Source organism: Streptomyces sp. NBC_00887, from assembly GCF_045207585.1.
Genome location: NZ_CP108788.1, coordinates 4314232 through 4333966, shown reverse-complemented (window position 1 = coordinate 4333966; position 19735 = coordinate 4314232). Strand labels below are relative to the sequence as shown.

At 69.3% G+C, this 19735-nt stretch carries 16 protein-coding genes and 5 tRNA genes; 12 read left to right on the top strand and 9 right to left on the bottom strand.

The window, feature by feature from the left end:
* The first annotated feature begins 228 nt into the window (after nucleotides 1-228).
* Together OG844_RS19635 and OG844_RS19630 are read left to right on the top strand one after the other, a co-directional pair.
* Nucleotides 229-1812, top strand: coding sequence for an acyl-CoA carboxylase subunit beta (locus OG844_RS19635; protein ID WP_406391892.1), 1584 nt, complete (start codon nucleotides 229-231; stop codon nucleotides 1810-1812).
* Between the two features lie 70 nt (nucleotides 1813-1882).
* A complete protein-coding gene (locus tag OG844_RS19630; protein ID WP_329207026.1) occupies nucleotides 1883-2086 on the top strand; it encodes an acyl-CoA carboxylase subunit epsilon in 204 nt (67 codons plus the stop codon).
* A gap of 100 nt (nucleotides 2087-2186) precedes the next feature.
* On the opposite strand, the gene OG844_RS19625 is transcribed toward OG844_RS19630, so the two are convergent.
* The 8 genes from OG844_RS19625 to OG844_RS19590 form a co-directional block, all read right to left on the bottom strand.
* On the bottom strand, nucleotides 2187-2768 hold the full coding sequence (locus OG844_RS19625) for an ATP/GTP-binding protein (RefSeq protein WP_205022613.1): 582 nt from the start codon (nucleotides 2766-2768) through the stop codon (nucleotides 2187-2189).
* Complete coding sequence (locus OG844_RS19620; RefSeq protein WP_406391891.1) at nucleotides 2749-3402, bottom strand: DUF742 domain-containing protein; 654 nt, start codon at nucleotides 3400-3402, stop codon at nucleotides 2749-2751. Before OG844_RS19620 ends, OG844_RS19625 begins: the two co-directional genes overlap by 20 nt.
* Nucleotides 3403-3492: 90 nt before the next feature.
* The gene (locus OG844_RS19615; RefSeq protein ID WP_006127847.1) at nucleotides 3493-3906 is read right to left on the bottom strand and encodes a roadblock/LC7 domain-containing protein; all 414 of its coding nucleotides are present in this window, start codon (nucleotides 3904-3906) and stop codon (nucleotides 3493-3495) included.
* Nucleotides 3907-3916: 10 nt separating this feature from the next.
* A complete protein-coding gene (locus OG844_RS19610) occupies nucleotides 3917-7111 on the bottom strand; it encodes a nitrate- and nitrite sensing domain-containing protein (RefSeq protein ID WP_406391890.1) in 3195 nt (1064 codons plus the stop codon).
* A 349-nt stretch (nucleotides 7112-7460) separates the two neighbouring features.
* On the bottom strand, nucleotides 7461-8042 hold the full coding sequence (locus OG844_RS19605) for an ATP/GTP-binding protein (protein WP_128848843.1): 582 nt from the start codon (nucleotides 8040-8042) through the stop codon (nucleotides 7461-7463).
* Nucleotides 8023-8430, bottom strand: a complete 408-nt coding sequence (locus tag OG844_RS19600; protein WP_003966010.1) for a DUF742 domain-containing protein — start codon at nucleotides 8428-8430, stop codon at nucleotides 8023-8025. The genes OG844_RS19605 and OG844_RS19600 overlap by 20 nt, the downstream gene beginning before the upstream one ends.
* A gap of 134 nt (nucleotides 8431-8564) precedes the next feature.
* Nucleotides 8565-8978: a roadblock/LC7 domain-containing protein gene (locus tag OG844_RS19595; protein ID WP_168713747.1), complete on the bottom strand. Its 414-nt coding sequence runs from the start codon at nucleotides 8976-8978 to the stop codon at nucleotides 8565-8567.
* A 9-nt stretch (nucleotides 8979-8987) separates the two neighbouring features.
* On the bottom strand, nucleotides 8988-12611 hold the full coding sequence (locus OG844_RS19590; protein WP_406391889.1) for a nitrate- and nitrite sensing domain-containing protein: 3624 nt from the start codon (nucleotides 12609-12611) through the stop codon (nucleotides 8988-8990).
* Between the two features lie 578 nt (nucleotides 12612-13189).
* Here OG844_RS19590 and OG844_RS19585 point away from each other — a divergent pair.
* The 9 genes from OG844_RS19585 to OG844_RS19545 all read left to right on the top strand — a co-directional run bounded on the left by OG844_RS19585 (nucleotide 13190) and on the right by OG844_RS19545 (nucleotide 17104).
* Complete coding sequence (locus tag OG844_RS19585) at nucleotides 13190-13372, top strand: hypothetical protein (RefSeq protein WP_406391887.1); 183 nt, start codon at nucleotides 13190-13192, stop codon at nucleotides 13370-13372.
* A gap of 82 nt (nucleotides 13373-13454) precedes the next feature.
* A complete protein-coding gene (locus tag OG844_RS19580) occupies nucleotides 13455-14231 on the top strand; it encodes a fumarylacetoacetate hydrolase family protein (RefSeq protein WP_406391885.1) in 777 nt (258 codons plus the stop codon).
* Nucleotides 14224-15696, top strand: a complete 1473-nt coding sequence (gene gltX / locus OG844_RS19575; protein ID WP_406391884.1) for a glutamate--tRNA ligase — start codon at nucleotides 14224-14226, stop codon at nucleotides 15694-15696. Before OG844_RS19580 ends, gltX begins: the two co-directional genes overlap by 8 nt.
* A gap of 139 nt (nucleotides 15697-15835) precedes the next feature.
* Complete coding sequence (locus OG844_RS19570) at nucleotides 15836-16546, top strand: HAD family hydrolase (RefSeq protein ID WP_406391882.1); 711 nt, start codon at nucleotides 15836-15838, stop codon at nucleotides 16544-16546.
* A gap of 85 nt (nucleotides 16547-16631) precedes the next feature.
* Nucleotides 16632-16703: transfer RNA gene (locus OG844_RS19565), tRNA-Gln, on the top strand.
* 19 nt (nucleotides 16704-16722) lie between these two features.
* Nucleotides 16723-16795: transfer RNA gene (locus OG844_RS19560), tRNA-Glu, on the top strand.
* A 60-nt stretch (nucleotides 16796-16855) separates the two neighbouring features.
* Nucleotides 16856-16928: transfer RNA gene (locus OG844_RS19555), tRNA-Glu, on the top strand.
* Between the two features lie 12 nt (nucleotides 16929-16940).
* Nucleotides 16941-17012 (top strand) — tRNA-Gln (locus OG844_RS19550).
* 19 nt (nucleotides 17013-17031) lie between these two features.
* Nucleotides 17032-17104 (top strand) — tRNA-Glu (locus tag OG844_RS19545).
* Nucleotides 17105-17416: 312 nt separating this feature from the next.
* On the opposite strand, the gene ndgR is transcribed toward OG844_RS19545, so the two are convergent.
* Nucleotides 17417-18133 carry an IclR family transcriptional regulator NdgR gene (gene ndgR, locus OG844_RS19540; protein WP_014048551.1) on the bottom strand — a complete coding sequence of 239 codons (717 nt, stop codon included), beginning with the start codon at nucleotides 18131-18133 and terminating at the stop codon, nucleotides 17417-17419.
* 174 nt (nucleotides 18134-18307) lie between these two features.
* Between ndgR and leuC the strand changes: the two genes are divergently transcribed.
* Nucleotides 18308-19735 carry a 3-isopropylmalate dehydratase large subunit gene (leuC, locus tag OG844_RS19535; RefSeq protein ID WP_406391880.1) on the top strand — a complete coding sequence of 476 codons (1428 nt, stop codon included), beginning with the start codon at nucleotides 18308-18310 and terminating at the stop codon, nucleotides 19733-19735.

Genomic DNA, 19735 nt, shown 5'->3' with positions numbered 1-19735 from the left:
TGGGTACGAGGTCCGCCGGGCCGGTGGAGCCGCGGCGTGGCGCGCATCCACCGATGTGCCCCAGACCGCTGCCCTCGCTTTGTTGGAGACCCACAACGGGAGAGCCTCACGGACTGGCAGATGGGCTGCATGGTGCGCCAGTTCTGTCAGGTGCCACCAGGAAACCGGGCAGGAGACTGTCCGGATTCGACGGCACGATTCCCTGGGTCGGGTTCGTAGGGTCTATACATGACCGTTGTGGACGAAATCCCGGGCGAGCCGAGTGACACGCGTGGCCGGGTGGCCGAACTGCTGGACCTGCGCGAGCAGGCACGGCGCGGACCGAGCGACCGGGCGACCGAGGCACAGCACGCCAAGGGCAAGCTGACCGCCCGGGAGCGCATCGAGCTCCTGCTCGACCCCGGTACGTTCAAGGAGGTCGAGCAGCTCCGCCGCCACCGGGCGACCGGATTCGGCCTGGAGGCCAAGAAGCCGTACACCGACGGTGTCATCACCGGCTGGGGCACGGTCGAGGGTCGCACGGTCTTCGTCTACGCGCACGACTTCCGGATCTTCGGCGGCGCACTGGGCGAGGCCCACGCCACCAAGATCCACAAGATCATGGACATGGCCATCTCGGCCGGTGCTCCGCTGGTCTCGCTGAACGACGGCGCCGGCGCCCGTATCCAGGAGGGCGTGAGTGCGCTCGCCGGGTACGGCGGGATCTTCCAGCGCAACACCCGCGCCTCCGGTGTCATCCCGCAGATCAGTGTGATGCTCGGCCCGTGCGCGGGCGGCGCGGCCTACAGCCCCGCCCTCACCGACTTCGTGTTCATGGTCCGTGAGACCTCGCAGATGTTCATCACCGGACCGGACGTCGTCAAGGCCGTCACCGGCGAGGAGATCACCCAGAACGGGCTCGGCGGCGCGGATGTGCACGCCGAGACCTCGGGCGTCGCGCACTTCGCGTACGACGACGAGGAGACCTGCATCGCCGAGGTCCGCTACCTGATCGGGATGCTGCCGTCGAACAACCGGGAGAACCCGCCCGTCGCGGCGACCGACGACCCGGCCGACCGCCGCGGCGACGTCCTGCTGGACCTGGTCCCGGCCGACGGGAACCGCCCGTACGACATGCACAAGGTGATCGAGGAACTCGTCGACGACGGCGACTTCCTGGAGATCCACGAGCGCTGGGCCCGCAACATCATCTGCGCCCTGGCCCGGCTCGACGGCCAGGTCGTCGGCATCGTGGCCAACCAGCCGCAGTCGCTGGCCGGTGTCCTGGACATCGAGGCGTCCGAGAAGGCCGCTCGATTCGTCCAGATGTGCGACGCTTTCAACATCCCCATCGTCACTCTGCTGGACGTACCCGGCTTCCTGCCCGGCGTCGACCAGGAGCACGGTGGAATCATCCGGCACGGCGCGAAGCTCCTGTACGCGTACTGCAACGCCACCGTGCCGAGGATCTCGCTGATCCTGCGCAAGGCATACGGAGGCGCCTACATCGTCATGGACAGCCAGTCCATCGGAGCCGACCTCACGTACGCCTGGCCCACCAACGAGATCGCGGTGATGGGCGCCGAAGGTGCCGCCAACGTCATCTTCCGCCGTCAGATCGCGGACGCCGAGCACCCCGAAGCCATGCGGGCCCGCATGGTCAAGGAGTACAAGGCCGAGCTGATGCACCCCTACTACGCCGCGGAGCGCGGCCTGGTCGACGACGTCATCGACCCCGCCGAGACGCGTGAGGTCCTGATCGCCTCTCTCGCGATGCTCCGCAACAAGCACGCGGACCTGCCGTCCCGCAAGCACGGCAACCCCCCGCAGTAGTCGCAGCCGCCCCGGCAACCCCGGATGCGTGAACGACCAACTGCCCAGAAGCCCAGAAGACGGAGACACCATGAGCGTCACTCCCGCCGAGTCCGTGCTGCGCGTCGAGAAGGGCCAGGCCGGCCCCGAGGAGCTCGCGGCCATCACCGCGGTCCTGCTCGCACGCGCAGCCGCCCAGCCCGACGCGCCCGCTCACCGGGGCCGCAACCACGCCGGATGGCGCCGACTGGAGCGCACCCCCGGTTTCCGTGCTCCGCACAGCTGGCAGGGCTGAGAAGGGCCCTGCAGGCCCCTTCCGGAACCCCTCGGTCCCGGAACGACGGAAAGGCCCCGCACTCCCTCGGGAGTGCGGGGCCTTTCCGTGCGTTCGGACCTCAGCGCAGGCGGGCCATCAGCGCGTGCTCGACCAGCGTGATGAGCGCGCTCTTGGCGTCTCCGCGGTGACGGGCGTCCGTCGTCAGGATCGGGGTGTCGGGCCCGATCTGCAGGGCCTCGCGCACCTCGTCCGGGGTGTAGGGCTGGTGTCCGTCGAAGCCGTTGAGGGCGATGACGAAGGGGAGGCCGCTGTTCTCGAAGTAGTCGACTGCGGGGAAGCAGTCGGCGAGACGGCGGGTGTCGACGAGGACGACGGCGCCGATGGCGCCGCGGACCAGGTCGTCCCACATGAACCAGAAGCGGTCCTGTCCGGGGGTGCCGAACAGGTACAGGATCAGGTCCTGGTCCAGGGTGATGCGGCCGAAGTCCATGGCCACCGTGGTGGTGGTCTTGTCCCCGGTGTGGGTCAGGTCGTCGATGCCCGCGGAGGCGGACGTCATCACGGCTTCGGTGCGCAGCGGGTTGATCTCCGAAACGGCACCGACAAACGTGGTCTTACCCACGCCGAAGCCCCCTGCCACCACGATTTTCGCCGAGGTGGTGGAGCGGGCTGCTCCGCCGCTAGAGCTTGCGAAGTCCACTGAGCACCCTTTCGAGCAGTGTCACGGCTGGTTGGCCGCCGGCGGCCTCGTCGCCGCCGGGCTGATGGATAGCGACGAGTCCGGCCTCGGCCAGGTCGGCGACGAGGATCCGGGCAACGCCGAGGGGGATCGAGAGAAGGGCCGAAACCTCGGCGACCGACTTGATCTCGATGCAGAGCCGGCAGATCCGCTGGTGCTCGGGCAGCTGCCCTTGGAGCCTCGACGGATCGGCCGTGGTGCTGACCAGCGCCTCGATGGCGAGCTGGTACCGCGGCCGGGTCCGGCCACCGGTCATGGCGTACGGCCGGACCAGCGGGTTGTGCGCCGCGGGCTTCGACGGCTCGGGCGCCTGCCGCTGGACCGGCTGGATGCGCGACGGCGGTGCGTCGTAGCGCTGCGGCGGCTGCTGCTGCGGCCACCCGGATCCCGGTTGCTGGGGCTGTTGCTGCGGCCAGCCGCCCCCCTGCGCGCCCTGCGGCGACTGCTGGGGCTGCTGGTAGGGCTGGTAAGGCTGGTAAGGCTCTTGCGAACCCTGTCTGCCGGGCGTGGAGGGGTGGTTGAAGCGGTCGTCACCCTGCTCACCCGGAACCCGCCGACCACCCTCGTACGGGTGTCCGCCTGTGGGTGCTGCCACGTTTTCCTCCTCCGACTGCCGGTCGCCATCCCAGTGGTGCCGCGCCACCGCACCTTATGGCGCGGTGACGAGAAACGCACTGTCTGTTTGTCAGTTAAGAAGACTTCCCTGGAGCTCGGCGCGAAGATCCGGGGTGAGAACACTTCCTGCACGGTCTACAAGAAGTGCCATTTCGTACCCAACCAGACCGATATCGGCGTCCGGGTGGGCGAGGACGGCGAGTGAAGATCCGTCAGAGATGGACATGATGAAGAGGAATCCTCGCTCCATCTCCACAACGGTCTGATTGACGGCGCCGCCCTCGAAGATCCGGGAGGCACCCGCGGTCAGCGACGTCAGACCGGAGGCGACTGCCGCCAGCTGATCGGCGCGGTCGCGCGGGAAACCCTCGGACATCGCCAGCAGGAGTCCGTCGGCGGAGACCACCACCGTGTGCGACACCCCAGGGGTGTTGTCCACGAAGTTGGTGATCAACCAGTTCAGATTCTGCGCCGCCTGGCTCATCGGGCTCACACTAACGCTCCTGGTTGTAGGTATTACTTGTGTCCGGCCCCGCGGTGCGTCCCCGCTGAACACCACGTCGCAGATTGCTCAGCCTGCCACGTATGTCCTCGGGGGCGCGGGAGACCTGTGGGCCGCCCTGCTGGGTCTGTTCGGCCGTTCCCTCGACCAGATTGGCCTTGGGTACGCGCCGGGGGAGCCCGGACGGGGTGATGCCGCCCGCCTTCGGATCCTTGAGCTTCTCGGCCCGCTCCCAGCGCTCGTCGTTGGCCGAGCGCCAGTCGTCGGGGCCCTTCCCGCTCGCCGGTGCCGGCTGCGGCGGTTGGGGCTTCTCCTGCTTCGGCGGTCGCTGCTGCTGTTCCGCTGCCGCAGGCTGATCGTTTCCACGGCCGGTGGGCTGCCAGTGCTGCTGGCCCGCGCCCCGGCGCGGGAGACCCGCGGTCGTCAGGTCGTGACCGTTGTTCGGGGTGGGCCCCGGACGGTCGAAGCCTACGCGCTCCTGCGGCTCGGCGGGGGCACTCGGAAGAGATTCCGTTTCGGGCTGGGCGAGCGGCTCGTACGCGCCCTGGTATCCGCCCTGATTCGCCCAATCACCCTGGTGGGGCTGGTCGGACTGAGGGGCGAACTGCTCGGCGTACTGCTCCTGCTGGGGCTCCGGTGCGACGTACGAAGCTTCCGCATAACCCTGCTGGGGCTGCTGGTAGCCGCCCTCGGCGCCGTACTGCTCGTAGCCGCCGTCGTACCCGGGCTGTGCGTAGCCCTGCTGTTCCGGGGCGTACTGCTCGGGCGCGTACTGCTCCTGGCCGTACTGGTCCTGGGCGAAGCCCTGCTGTCCCGCGCCGTTGTCCTGGAACATCGAATGCTCGGGTCCGGTCTGCGCCTCCAGCGCGGCCCGGCGCTCCTCACGCATCAGCGAGCGGCCGACCGGGTCGAGCTGCGGGGAGTCCGCCGCCGGGGTTTCGTAGCGCGAGTCGTCGAAGCCGAGCTCCGCCGCCGTACGCATCGGAGCGTGGTGCGTGGGCAGCTCGAACGGCTGCGTCTGCTGCTGCTCGGGAATGATGGAGGAGACGGTGAAGTCGCCCTGCGGCGCCGACTCGCCACCGCCACCGTGGGTGATCGCGTCCGGCAGCATGACCAGCGACGTGGTGCCCGCCTGCTCGCCCGAGGGGCGGAGCTGGACGCGGATGCCGTGCCGGTCTGCCAGTCGGCCGACCACGAACAGACCCATGCGCTGGGACACCGCGGCGTCCACGGTCGGCGGGTTGGCCAGCTTGTGGTTGATGTCGGCGAAGTCCTCGGCGGTGAGGCCGATTCCCTTGTCGTGGATCTCGACCATGACACGGCCGTCGGGCAGCCGGGTCGCGGTGACGCGCACCTTGGTCTGCGGCGAGGAGAACGTGGTGGCGTTCTCCAGCAGCTCGGCCAGCAGGTGCACGAGGTCGGTCACGGCCTGGCCGTGGATCTCGCTCTCCGGAACACCGGTGAGCTCGATGCGCTCGTAGGACTCCACCTCGGAGGAGGCGGCCCGCAGGACGTCGACCAGCGGAACCGGCTGGTTCCAGCGGCGGCCGGGCTCCTCGCCGGCGAGAACGAGGAGGTTCTCGCCGTTGCGGCGCATACGGGTCGCCAGGTGGTCCAGCTTGAAGAGGCTCTCCAGCTGGTCCGGGTCGGCCTCGTTGTTCTCCAGGTCGGTGATGAGGGTCAGCTGGCCCTCGATGAGCGACTGGTTGCGGCGCGACAGGTTGGTGAAGATCGCGTTGACGTTGCCCCGCAGCATGGCCTGCTCGGCTGCGAGCCGGACCGCCTCGCGGTGCACCTGGTCGAAGGCGCGGGCGACCTCGCCGATCTCGTCCTGGGTGTTGATCGGGATCGGCTGCACCCGGGTGTCCACCCGGCCGGGCTCGGTCCGCGACAGCTGGTCGACGAGCATCGGCAGGCGCTGCTCGGCGATGCCGAACGCGGCGGTACGCAGCTGGCGCATCGCACGGCTCATCTGGCGGGCCATGAGGCCCGCGATGATGAAGGCGGCCAGCAGCGAGATGATCACGATCGCGGCGTTGACGATGGCGTCGTTCCGGGCGCTGGACGAGATGTCCGCGGCCTCGGTGACCGCCTTGTCGACGAGCTCGTCCTCGACGGTGGTGTAACCGTCGAACTTGGCGGTGGCGGCGGCCATCCAGGTCTCGGGGGTGATCCCCTTCTTCCGGAGGTCCTCGGGGCGCTGGCCCTGGCCGATCTGCTGGGCCATGCCGTCGAAGACCGAACCGTCGATGCTCGGCGGTGCCACGAAGGGCTGACCGGTGGCCGCGGCCTGCTCCTTGGCTGCCTTGAGCTGCTTGGCGCCCTCGGCGGCCTTGCCGGCCATGACTTCCTTGAGCCGCGCCACGTCGGCCTCGGTACCACCGGAGACGAACTCGCCGAGGGCGATCTGCTCCAGGTAGTTGTACGAGCCGAACGCCTTGACCTGGGCGTCGAAGGTGGAGTCCTTCTGGCTGGGGCGAACCAGCAGGTGCATGCCGATGGAGCGCTGGAGCGACTCGGCGGCCTTGGCCAGCTCGATCGCGTACACGGTCCGGCCGTAGGTGGTGATGTTGCTGCTGCCCAGGCCGAGCTCGTTGGAGAACTCCATCAGCGAGTGCTGGACCTTGGTGTAGCCCTCTTCCGTCTTCACCGGGTCCATCGCCTCGGCGTAGGCGGCCTTGCGCAGCTCGGGGAGGAGCGGCTCCTCCACCTTGAACAGCTTGAGGCGGCGGTCGAGCCCCGCCTTGTCCGGCATGCCCTGCACGGCGGTGTCGAACTTCGTGGCCGCTTCGTCCGTTATGGCGCGGGCGTCCTCGACCTCGGGGGCCGTGCGCTCGTTGGACAGCAACGGCTGGGCGGTGAGGTCACGCTCGTTGAGCAGCGCCTGACCGTACTCCGCGGCCGCTCGGACGACCTGCGCAGTCTTCTCGGCGTCCTGGGCCTCGTTCCACCTGTCGACGGACCCCTTCACCTGGAAGCCGCCCATGACCAGGCCGACCAGCGCGGGGATCAGGAGAATCGCGTTCAGCCGGGTGGGCACCCGCCAGTTGCGCGGCGACAGCCGACTGGTGCTGCCACCTGCCGGTTCCGCCTCGGATATCTCCGCAGGCGACACCGCAGCGCGCGGCGGCGGGGTGAAATTGCCCCGCTCCGGCTGCGCCGCGGAGCCCTCGTTGCTTCGCCTCACTCGACCAACAACCTCTCGGCGTCGGCACCTACGTTGTGCCGGATTATTCGTTCAGGGCCGTATTACTCGGTAGTTCGACGCATTGCAGCACGCGGACCGGCCGCGTTCCAAACAGTCGGAATGCCTGATTCCGTGTGCTGCAGACGTCAGATAAAACGGGCATAAAGAACGAGCCCCGTCAAAAGGCGGGGCTCATGTGAGCACAGTGGTACTGCTCGGATGCGTCGGGTATTGATGCCGGTCCAATTCTCTGTCGAAATGTTATGAACACGGGGGCGGATCGTGTCAAAGGACACAGGCCGCCCCCGCTTGACTACAGCAACTTCCGTAGATCAATACCGACTTCGCGCTACTTGAGCCGCGCCATCAACGCGTGCTCCACCAGCGTGATCAGACCGCTCTTCGCATCTGCACGGTGACGGGCGTCCGTCGTGATGATCGGTGCGTCGGGCCCGATCTGCAGGGCCTCGCGCACCTCCTCGGGGGTGTAGGGCTGGTGTCCGTCGAAGCCGTTGAGGGCGATGACGAAGGGGAGGCCGCTGTTCTCGAAGTAGTCGACTGCGGGGAAGCAGTCGGCGAGACGGCGGGTGTCGACGAGGACGACGGCGCCGATGGCGCCGCGGACCAGGTCGTCCCACATGAACCAGAAGCGGTCCTGTCCGGGGGTGCCGAACAGGTACAGGATCAGGTCCTGGTCCAGGGTGATGCGGCCGAAGTCCATGGCCACCGTGGTGGTGGTCTTGTCCCCGGTGTGGGTCAGGTCGTCGATGCCCGCGGAGGCGGACGTCATCACGGCTTCGGTGCGCAGCGGGTTGATCTCCGAAACGGCACCGACAAACGTGGTCTTACCCACGCCGAAGCCCCCTGCCACCACGATTTTCGCCGAGGTGGTTGCGCGGGCTGTCCCGCCGCTAGAGCTTGCGAAGTCCACTGAGCACCCTTTCGAGCAGTGTCACATCCGGCGCGCCGCCGGCCTCTCCATTGCCCGGCTGGTGGATTGCCACCATGCCGGCTTCCGCCAGGTCCGCCACCAGGATCCTGGCCACGCCCAGCGGCATGGACAGCAGGGCCGAAACCTCGGCCACCGACTTGACCTCACGGCAGAGGTGGCAGATCCGCTGGTGCTCGGGGAGCAGCGTCCCGAGGTGAGCGGGGTCTGCTGTTGTGCTGACCAGCGCCTCTATCGCGAGCTGGTAGCGGGGCCGGGTCCGGCCGCCGGTCATTGCGTACGGACGGACCAGCGGCTGGTCGCCTTCACCGTCGTACGACGCGTGGTGCAGTGCGCCGTACGGATCCGGTGAGGCGGGTGGCGGGGTCATGAATCCTCCGGGCGTGACAGCAGGGTGTCGCCTTGCCGTCGGGAAGGGCCGGTGGGGGGTCTTTGACGGCCGGACGGGTGAGGGTTTCGAGTAGTACCTGGGGGGATCGTGTCAGGTGTCTGCCGCATGGCCGCCTAGTGGAGCAGACTGCCTTGTAGTTCGGCGCGGAGATCAGGCGTGAGAACGGACCCCGCGCGGTCGACGAGGAGTGCCATCTCGTACCCGACCAGGCCGATGTCCGCGTCCGGGTGGGCGAGAACGGCCAGAGACGAACCGTCCGAGACGGACATGAGGAAGAGGAATCCTCGCTCCATCTCCACAACGGTCTGGCTCACGGCGCCGCCTTCGAAGATCCGGGAGGCACCCGCGGTCAGCGACGTCAGACCGGAGGCGACTGCCGCCAGCTGATCGGCGCGGTCGCGCGGGAAACCTTCGGACATTGCCAGCAGCAGGCCATCCGCGGAGACCACCACCGTGTGGGACACCCCAGGGGTGTTGTCCACAAAGTTGGTGATCAGCCAGTTCAGATTCTGCGCGGCCTGACTCATGGGGCTCAACTAACGCTCCTGCTGGTGAGTGGGGCCGAGTTGGAAACTGCCGGTAGACGGGCCGTTGTTGGCCTGTCGTCCCTGCTGGATGCCCCGGCGGAGATTGGTCAGACGGCCGCGTACGTCATCGGGCGCACGCGAAACCTGAGGTCCGGACTGATGATTCTGCTGCTGAGCAGTGCCCGGCACCAAATTGGCACGCGGAACCCGGCGCGGCAGCCCGGAGGTGGTGATCCCGCCCGCGGCGGGCTTCTTGACACGCTCCGCCTGACGCACGAGCTCGTCGTTGGGCGAGGCGCGCCAGGAACTGGTGACGCCGGCATCGGCCGCACCACGCCGGGGCATGGGCGGAGCCGGGGTGCCGACGGGCTCCGGAGCCGACGGTGCCTGCGGCTCGGCTGCGGGCGGCTGAGCGCCGCCCTGCCCCGGGCCGTGGAACCAGTTCGTCTCCAGCGTGTCGTACAGCGGCGTACGCCCGTCACCCGGACCGGCGGGCGGCAGCGCCTCGGGCTGCTGCGGCAGCGCCGGACGGCGCGGCGGCCCACCCGCGGGCTGGACCGGCGGACGCGGTGCACCGAAGTCGGCGTTGTCCTGCCGGTGCGGTGCGGGCATCTGCTGGTGCTGCGGGGCCTGGGCGCCGTAGCCCTGGTCCTGCGGCAGCGGGGCGTTGAAGTCGGGACGGGCGAACTGCGCGGTGCTCGCCGGGTCCGGCGCCTGCGGCGCCGAGAAGTCCGGGCGGGCGAACTCGGCCGTGGCACCGGGGCCCTGGCGGTCGTTCATCGGCGGACGCTGGTTCGGCGCGTTGAAGGGCTGGTGGGGAGCGGCGCTGCCCGGGCGGGCGAACCGGCCGGAGTCCGGCTCCTCGTGACCGCGCGGCGTGTCCGGCGAAGTACGCCGGGCACCCTGCTCCTCGGCGCCCCAGCTCGCGCTCTGCGGGTTGCCACCGGGCAGCTCGGCCCGGGGGCCGCCGGACGGCGGCAGCTGACGGCCGGGACCGCCGGGCTGCTGGAAGCCGGCCTGCTCGTTGCGTGCCTGCTGCGGCTGCGGGGTCTGCCGGGCGGGCGGACCGCTCTGGCGGCCCTGCGGACCGGGCTGGGCCGGACCCGTGTGACCGAACAGGTTGGGCTGGCCCGAGTCCGTACGGCCGGGAGCCTCCTGCTGACCGCGCGCGCCCATCCGGGCACCGCCGCCGAAGGCACCGGACACGCCGCCGCCCTGGGCCTGGTTCGGACGGCCGGGGCCCTGCGGCCCGTTGCCGGGCCCCTGGGGGCCACCGTCACGCGCGGGCAGCGCAGCCCGCGGGCCCGAGCCCGTGCCGACCTGCCCGCGCTGCGAACCGGAACCCAGGCCCTTGGCGGGAGGAGCGGACGGGGAACCCGCAAGCCCGGGACGCTGACCCGCGCCGGAGCCGTTGCCACCGGCGAGGAGACCACCGGGAGAACCGCCCTGCGGGCCCTGACCCTGCTTGGACGGCGGCTGCTTGCCGCCGTGCGCGACCTCCATGGGCAGCATGACCAGTGCGGTCGTACCGCCGGAGTCGGAGGGACGCAGCTGGATACGGATGCCGTGACGCAGGGACAGCCGGCCGACCACGAACAGACCCATGCGGCGGGACACCGAGACGTCCACGGTGGGCGGCGACGCGAGCCGCTCGTTGATCGCCGCGAGGTCCTCGGGGGAGAGGCCGATACCCGTGTCGTGGATCTCGACGAGAACACGCCCGTCGGGCAGCGCGTGACCGGTGACCCGGACCTTCGTCTGCGGCGAGGAGAACGACGTCGCGTTCTCCAGCAGCTCGGCGAGGAGGTGCACGAGGTCGTTGACGACGCGGCCGGCCACTTCGGTGGCGGGCACCGCGGCCAGTTCGATGCGCTCGTACTGCTCCACCTCGGACGCGGCGGCGCGGAGCACGTCGACCAGCGGCACCGGACGGGTCCAGCGGCGGCCCGGCTCCTCGCCCGCGAGGACGAGCAGGTTTTCGCCGTTACGGCGCATACGGGTCGCGAGGTGGTCGAGCTTGAAGAGGGAGGACAGCTGGTCCGGGTCGGCCTCGCGCGACTCCAGTTCGGAGATGAGCGAGAGCTGACGCTGGATGAGGCCCTGGCTGCGGCGCGAGAGGTTGGTGAACATCGCGTTGACGTTCCCTCGCAGCAGCGCCTGCTCGGCGGCCAGTCGGACCGCCTCGCGGTGCACGTCGTCGAAGGCCGCGGCCACCTTGCCGATCTCGTCCCGGGAGTGCACACCGACCGACTCGACCGAGGTGTCGACGTCCTGCGGGTCGGTCTCGGAGAGCTGCTTGACGAGCTCGGGCAGCCGGTCCTGGGCGACCCGGGTCGCGGTGTCCTGCAGCCGCCGCAGCGAGCGGATCATGGACCGCGCCACGACGAAGGCGCCGACCAGGGAGACGCCGAGGACGAGGAGGATGACCGCACCGTTGAGGATGGCGTCGCGCTGGGAAGCCTCGCGGAGCTCGCGGGCCTTGCCCTCCATCTCACCGAGGAGGGTCTCCTCGATGGTGTTCATGGCAGCGATCTTGTTGGAGCTCTGGTCGAACCAGTCCATGTACGTGCGGGACTTGCGGCCCTCCATGCCCAGCGGGCTGTCGAGCACCTGCTTCGCGTACATGTTCGCGGCGGCGATCTCGGGGTTGCCGTTCTCGAGCGAGTCCGTCAGCTCGGCGGCGTTGCTGCCGGTGGCCGTGTAGGCCGTGTCGAACGTCTGGAGGGCCAGAGTCTCCTTCTGGTTCGCGTTGGCGCCGAACACCTTGTCGTTGTCGTTGAGGTGCGTTTCGGTGCTGTCGCCTGCCGGCAGTGCCGCGGCGATGATCGCGCGCTGGACGGAGGCGTACTCCTTGGCGGAGGAGAAGGCCGCCAGGGCGCGGGTCCGCTTGATCATGTCCGGGCTGCTGGTCGCCTGCGCCATGTCCTGCGAGAGCCCCAGCAGCGCGGTGATCAGCTGGCTGTACTGGTCGACCGTGCTGAGGCTCGGGGCGCCCTGGGCGTACGCGTCCTTGCGGATGGTGCTGAGCCCGCCGAGCTGGGTGGCGATCTGGCTGACGCTGGAGTGGATGCCCTCCATCGCCTCGTCGGTCTGCGAGGTGCCGATCTCGTCGGCCGCGTCGAAGAACGCGTCCTTGGCCCGGTCGGTCCGCTTCCGAGGCGTGGTGATGTTGAAGTCGGTGGGCTTCGCGCCGTTCGCCAAGGGTCCGGCCGACGCGTCGCGCTCATTCTGGAGCGCCTTGGCGAGCGCGGTCGCCTGCTTGGTCATCTGAGTGAGCAGCTGCATGTGCTCCAGCTGTTCCATGTCGTTCATGGACTCGTTGATCCGCAGCCCGCCCAGCGTGGTCGCGGCGACCACGGGAAGGGCGAGGAGGGAGACCAAGCGGGTGCTGATGCGCCAGTTGCGCAGGGCTATGCGTGAGCCGGTGCCGACCGGCCCCGCGGGTGTGAGAGGCGTGGCCGGATCCGCGCCGCCGCTGCTCGTCGTACCCGAGCGCTGCGCGCGGTCACCACTGCCGCCGGCTACGGCCGGCCCGGGGTTCTGGGCGTGCTGGGGCGAGGAACCGCGGTCGGTCCCGCCGCGCGGCTCCTGTTCCGCCGGAGCGCTGCCATCCCTCTTGAAACGTCCCTGCACTAGCGTCGCAACCTCTGGACCAGGCGTCCCACCACGTGTTCGGGCGGGACGGTGTCGGCGTCGTGGGGCGCTGGACGCGCCCCATGGTGGTCGTGAGTGACCGGCGTACTTCCCCCTCCCGCCGCCACTCGGCGCTGCGGTGCGCCCTGCGCGCCGGGCCTGAAACCCGCGGCGGTGCGTGGAATTTCAGCACAGTGGAGGATCTCCAACAAGGCCCACGTACCGGGCTGTGACCTGCGTGACACCCTGTGATGGATGGGTAACAAGCCGTGGAGAGTGTTCAGGGGCAAATCGGATCATTTGGGCTACGTCCCCTGGGGGTGGGCGGTGTCCCAGTCGACATGATCGGGAGCGGAATGGCAGATTCAGTGCCGTAATGCCCGCTTTGTCTCCGATGATCGACTGTCCGTAATGGGCTATTTATCAGCAACTTCGTGAGCAAACTCACATGATGATCGACGTCTCTTCCCCGCACCCACAGGGAATCGGATGTTTAGCCTGACGCTTTACAGGGATAGCGAATCCGACAACCGGCGCCCCTCCGGGCGGCGCCCCAGCGACAAGGGTCCACACGGCAGATGAAGACGACGATGCTGTTCCGCAACATTGCCAACCCCCGGCGCACCACGCTGGCGCACCTCGAGGACGCCGTGGCGCTGCACACGCCGGAGCAGCCGGAGCACGCCGTCGACCTGCCCACCCAGACGGCCAACCCCCGCCGCACCATCCTCATGGAAGCACCCGCCACGACCGTCGGCTGATGCGCGCGGCTGTCCCCTCTCACCGCGCTAGCCTGGAGCGTCAGTCTTCAGCCAGCCAGCAAGTGAGGGGCGACAGCATCCCGTGCGCATCGCCAGGTTCTCCATCGACGGCAATGTCGCCTTCGGCGCGGTCGAGGGCGACAGCCCCGACAGCCTCGTCCTCGACATCATCAAGGGCATCCCGTACGCCGACTTCGAGCTCTCCGGGACCAAGGTCCCGCTGAGCAAGGTCAGGCTGCTGCCCCCCGTGCTCCCCAACAAGGTCGTGGCCATCGGCCGCAACTACGCGGAACACGCCGCCGAGCTCGGCAACGAGGTCCCGGATGTCCCCGTCGTCTTCTTCAAGCCCACCACCTCGGTGATCGGCTCCGGCGACGCCATCGAGTACCCCTCCTTCTCCGACGAACTGCACCACGAGGCCGAGCTGGCCGTGGTCATCGGCCGGATGTGCCGCGAAGTTCCGCGTGAGCGTGTCAAGGACGTCATCTTCGGCTACACCTGTGCCAACGACGTCACGGCCCGCGACGCCCAGAAGCGCGAGAAGCAGTGGGGCCGCGCCAAGGGCTTCGACACGTCCTGTCCGCTGGGCCCCTGGGTGGAGACCGACCTCGACCCCCGCGACCTGACCATCCAGGCGACGGTCAACGGCGAGCAGCGCCAGCTGGGCCGCACGAGCGACATGATCCGCTCGATCGAGGACCTGGTCGTCCACATCACGGAAGCCATGACGCTGCTCCCGGGCGACGTGATCCTCACCGGAACCCCCGCAGGGGTCGGACCCCTGCACGTCGGCGACGAAGTCGCCGTCACCATCGAAGGCATCGGCACTCTCACCAACAGGGTGATCAAGCGTGGTTAACGGACCTGTCCGCGTACGTTTCTGTCCCTCCCCGACCGGCAACCCCCACGTGGGCCTGGTCCGGACAGCTCTCTTCAACTGGGCCTTCGCCCGGCACCACCAGGGCACCCTGGTCTTCCGCATCGAGGACACCGACGCGGCCCGCGACTCCGAGGAGTCCTACGAGCAGCTGCTCGACTCGATGCGCTGGCTCGGCATGGACTGGGACGAGGGCCCCGAGATCGGCGGCCCGCACGCCCCGTACCGCCAGTCGCAGCGCATGGACCTCTACAAGGACGTCGCCGAGAAGCTCCTCGCCGCCGGCCACGCGTACCACTGCTACTGCACCACCGAGGAGCTCGACACCCGCCGCGACGCAGCCCGCGCCGCCGGCAAGCCGTCGGGTTACGACGGCCACTGCCGCGCCCTGACCGCCGAGCAGACCGCGGCGTACGAGGCCGAGGGCCGGACCTCCATCGTCCGCTTCCGGATGCCCGACGAGGCGATCACCTTCACCGACCTCGTCCGCGGTGACATCACCGTCCAGCCGGAGAACGTCCCCGACTACGGCATCGTCCGTGCCAACGGCGCTCCCCTGTACACGCTGGTCAACCCGGTCGACGACGCGCTGATGGAGATCACCCACGTCCTGCGCGGTGAGGACCTGCTCTCCTCCACCCCGCGCCAGATCGCCCTCTACAGGGCGCTCATCGAGCTGGGCATCGCCAAGGACACCCCTGCCTTCGGCCACCTCCCCTACGTCATGGGAGAGGGCAACAAGAAGCTCTCCAAGCGCGACCCGCAGGCCTCGCTCAACCTCTACCGCGAGCGCGGCTTCCTGCCCGAGGGGCTGCTGAACTACCTCTCGCTGCTCGGCTGGTCGATCGCCGAGGACCGCGACATCTTCGGCCGTGACGAGCTGGTGGCCGCGTTCGACATCGCCGACGTCAACGCCAACCCGGCGCGCTTCGACCTGAAGAAGGCCGAGCACATCAACGCCGAGCACCTGCGCATGCTCGACGTGAAGACCTTCACCGAGGCCTGCGGCCCGTGGCTGAAGGCCCCGTTCGCCCCCTGGGCGCCCGAGGCCTTCGACGCGGGGCAGTTCGCCGAGATCGCCCCGCACGCGCAGACCCGTGTGACGGTTCTCTCGGACATCACGGCCAACGTCGACTTCCTCTTCCTGGACGAGCCCGTCCACGACGAGGCGTCCTGGACGAAGGCCATGAAGGAGGGCTCCGACGCCCTGCTCGTCACGGCCCGCGCCGAGCTGACCGCCGCCGACTGGAATGCCGAGGCGCTCAAGACGGCCGTCCTCACCGCCGGCGAGAAGCACGGCCTGAAGCTCGGCAAGGCCCAGGCCCCGGTCCGCGTCGCCGTCACCGGCCGCACGGTCGGTCTGCCGCTCTTCGAGTCCCTGGAGATCCTGGGCCGCGAGAAGACGATCGCCCGCATCGACGCCGCGCTGGCCAGGCTCGCCGCGTAACCGTCGTACGCAGTTCGGAGGCCGGGTCCCCACGGGGGCCCGGCCTCCGGCGTTCACGGCGCCCGGTGCGGCCGGCTGTCCGGGACGGCGGACCGCAAAGCCCGCCGTGCGCGCCGCATGGGCGCATACGCTGGTGAGCATGGCGATTCGCGCGGTTCTCTGGGACGTGGACGACACGATCTTCGACTACGCGGGTTCGGACCGTAACGGTCTGCTGCGGCATCTGCGCGCGGAGGGGCTGGCCGACGGTGACGAGGACCACCACGACCGCTGGATGCGCATCGCCTCCACCCACTGGGCGCGGGTGGCCGCCGGGGAGTCCGACTGGTACGCGCACTGCCGGGACCGGGTCCGGGAGTTCCTGGACGCGGAGCTGAGCGACGAGGACGCCGACGCGTGGTTCACCCGGTACGTCGGGCACTACGAAAGCTCCTGGGAACTGTTCCCCGACACGGTGCCGGTGCTCGACGCGCTGGCCGGTACGCACCGGCACGCGATCCTGTCGAACTCCTCCGTCGACCACCAGGAGCGCAAACTGCGGGCCCTCGGGGTGCGTGACCGCTTCGAGGTCCTGCTGTGCGCGAGGGAGCTCGGTGTCTACAAGCCGGACGCCAGGGCCTTCCTCTCGGCCTGCGAGGCGCTGGAGCTCGACCCGCACGAGGTGGTCTACGTCGGCGACGAGCCCGACATCGACGCCGCCGGAGCAGTGGCCGCGGGTCTCACGGGGGTGTGGCTGGACCGGCGCGGGCGCGGCGGGCGCCCGGAACTCGTCCGGATCACCGGGCTGGAGGAGCTCCCCGGTCTGCTGGCAGGCAATACCCGTTTTGGAGCGCCGGACACCTTCAGGTAATGTTCTTCCTGCGCCGCCCGAGCGGACCGAAAGATCCGGCCGGGAGCGCAGACAGAAATGTAACCCCCAAGGGGTTGCTTTTCAGTGGGCTATGGTGTAATTGGCAACACTACGGTTTCTGGTACCGTCATTCTAGGTTCGAGTCCTGGTAGCCCAGCGCAAGACCGAAGTAACAAGCCCCCGTTGTGTAGCGGCCTAGCACGCTGCCCTCTCACGGCAGTAGCGCCGGTTCGAATCCGGTCGGGGGTACAGATCCTTCCCGCGAGAACATCTGGGTCGCACCCACGTTCTTGATGCAGGATCGCTAGGGCCCCCGTTGTGTAGCGGCCTAGCACGCTGCCCTCTCACGGCAGTAGCGCCGGTTCGAATCCGGTCGGGGGTACTTGCAACACCATGGGCTATGGTGTAATTGGCAACACTACGGTTTCTGGTACCGTCATTCTAGGTTCGAGTCCTGGTAGCCCAGCGCAAGACCGAAGTAACAAGCCCCCGTTGTGTAGCGGCCTAGCACGCTGCCCTCTCACGGCAGTAGCGCCGGTTCGAATCCGGTCGGGGGTACAACAGCTCGACAGGGAAAGGCCCTTCACCTCGGTGAAGGGCCTTTCTCGTGTGCCGCACGGCCCGTTGGGTGAGGTGGCCGACCCCGCAGGGGTGAACCGAGGTGGATGACGGTGGCCGCACGGGCGCCCAGGAAGCGTTGTGCGGGGGAGAGTTCGCCCGGCTCCCGGGCCGAGCGGCGGGGCCGCCGGGCGGCAGGCCGATTCGTGTATCGCGTCCGGGAGTAGGCACCGGAAGGAAGAAGCAGGATGAAGAAGGGGGCCGCCACGGCGCTGGAGCGGCCTTCGGGGAAGGGTGGTTCGCTGTACTGGTTCAGCCGGTGCGGCGCAGGGCCTCGCTCAGCCGCGCGGCCGAGTCGATGACCGCCTGGGCGTGCATCCGCCCGGGGTGGCGGGTCAGCCGCTCGATCGGGCCGGAGACGGAGACCGCGGCGACCACCCGGTTCGACGGGCCGCGGACCGGTGCGGAGACCGAGGCCACGCCCGGCTCGCGCTCGCCGATCGACTGGGCCCAGCCGCGGCGCCGTACGCCGGAGAGGGCCGTCGCCGTGAAGCGGGCCCCCTGCAGGCCGCGGTGCAGGCGCTCCGGCTCCTCCCAGGCCATCAGGATCTGGGCGGAGGAACCCGCCTTCATGGTGAGTGTGGAGCCGACCGGCACGGTGTCCCGCAGTCCGGACAGACGCTCCGCCGCCGCCACGCAGATCCTCATGTCGCCCTGCCGGCGGTAGAGCTGTGCGCTCTCGCCGGTGATGTCGCGCAGATGCGTGAGAACGGGTCCTGCCGTCGCCAGGAGCCGGTCCTCACCCGCCGCGGCCGCGAGTTCCGCGAGCCGGGGGCCGAGAATGAAACGGCCCTGCATGTCCCTCGCCACCATCCGGTGGTGTTCCAGTGCCACGGCCAGTCGATGAGCCGTGGGCCTTGCGAGCCCTGTCGCCGCGACCAGTCCGGCGAGGGTGGCCGGACCGGACTCCAGGGCGCTCAATACCAGAGCTGCCTTGTCGAGAACGCCGACGCCGCTAGAGTTGTCCATACGACGATACTCGCGTCTCACTCTGTGAAACGCAAGTTCAATTTTCTCCGGAAGTTGCGAACCTGTACGTGCGGCCGTACAACGGCCCGCAGCCACCGCCCCGCTCGGGGGTCCGGACGGAGGCGCACCGAATCTCTAGTTGGGCCGGCGAAGACGCCGGCCGGAGGGAAAGCGATGGGTAGGACACTCGCGGAAAAGGTCTGGGACGACCACGTCGTCCGGCGCGCGGAGGGCGAGCCCGATCTTCTCTTCATCGATCTGCACCTGCTGCACGAGGTGACCAGCCCGCAGGCGTTCGACGGCCTGCGTCAGGCCGGACGCCCGGTACGGCGCCTCGACCTCACCATCGCCACCGAGGACCACAACACCCCGACCCTCGACATCGACAAGCCGATCGCCGACCCGGTCTCCCGCGTCCAACTGGAGACCCTGCGCAAGAACTGCGCGGACTTCGGCGTCCGGCTGCACTCGCTCGGCGACGTCGAGCAGGGCGTCGTGCACGTGGTCGGCCCGCAGCTGGGCCTGACCCAGCCCGGCACCACCGTGGTCTGCGGCGACTCCCACACCTCAACCCACGGCGCGTTCGGTGCGCTGGCCTTCGGGATCGGCACCAGCCAGGTCGAGCACGTCCTGGCCACCCAGACGCTGCCCCTGGCCCGGCCGAAGACCATGGCGATCACCGTCGAGGGTGAACTCCCCGACAGCGTCACCGCCAAGGACCTGATCCTGGCGATCATCACCCGGATCGGCACCGGCGGCGGCCAGGGCTACATCCTCGAATACCGCGGTTCCGCCATCGAGAAGCTCTCGATGGAGGCCCGGATGACCATCTGCAACATGTCGATCGAGGCCGGCGCCCGCGCGGGCATGATCGCCCCGGACCGGACCACCTTCGACTACCTGCAGGGCCGCGACCGCGCGCCCCAGGGCGCGGACTGGGACGCCGCGGTGGCGTACTGGGAGACCCTGCGCTCCGACGACGACGCCGTCTTCGACGCCGAGGTCGTCATCGAGGCCGCGGAGCTCGCGCCGTTCGTCACCTGGGGCACCAACCCCGGCCAGGGCGCGCCCCTGTCGGCCAACGTCCCCGACCCTGCTTCGTACGAGGACGCCTCGGAGCGCAACGCCGCCGAAAAGGCCCTGGAGTACATGGGGTTGACCGCCGGCCAGCCGCTGCGCGAGATCAACGTCGACACCGTCTTCGTAGGTTCCTGCACGAACGGCCGGATCGAGGACCTGCGCAACGCGGCCTCGATCCTGGACGGCCGTAAAGTCGCCGACGGCGTACGGATGCTGGTCGTCCCGGGCTCCGTCCGGGTCGCCCTGCAGGCCGTCGAGGAGGGCCTGGACAAGGTCTTCACGGCCGCCGGCGCCGAATGGCGGCATGCGGGCTGCTCGATGTGCCTCGGCATGAACCCCGACCAGTTGGCCCCCGGCGAGCGCTCCGCCTCCACCTCGAACCGCAACTTCGAGGGCAGGCAGGGCAAGGGCGGCCGCACGCACCTGGTCTCCCCGCAGGTCGCCGCCGCGACCGCCGTGCTGGGTCATCTGGCCTCGCCCGCAGACCTGTCCGACGCCCGTACGCCCGCCGGAGTCCGATAA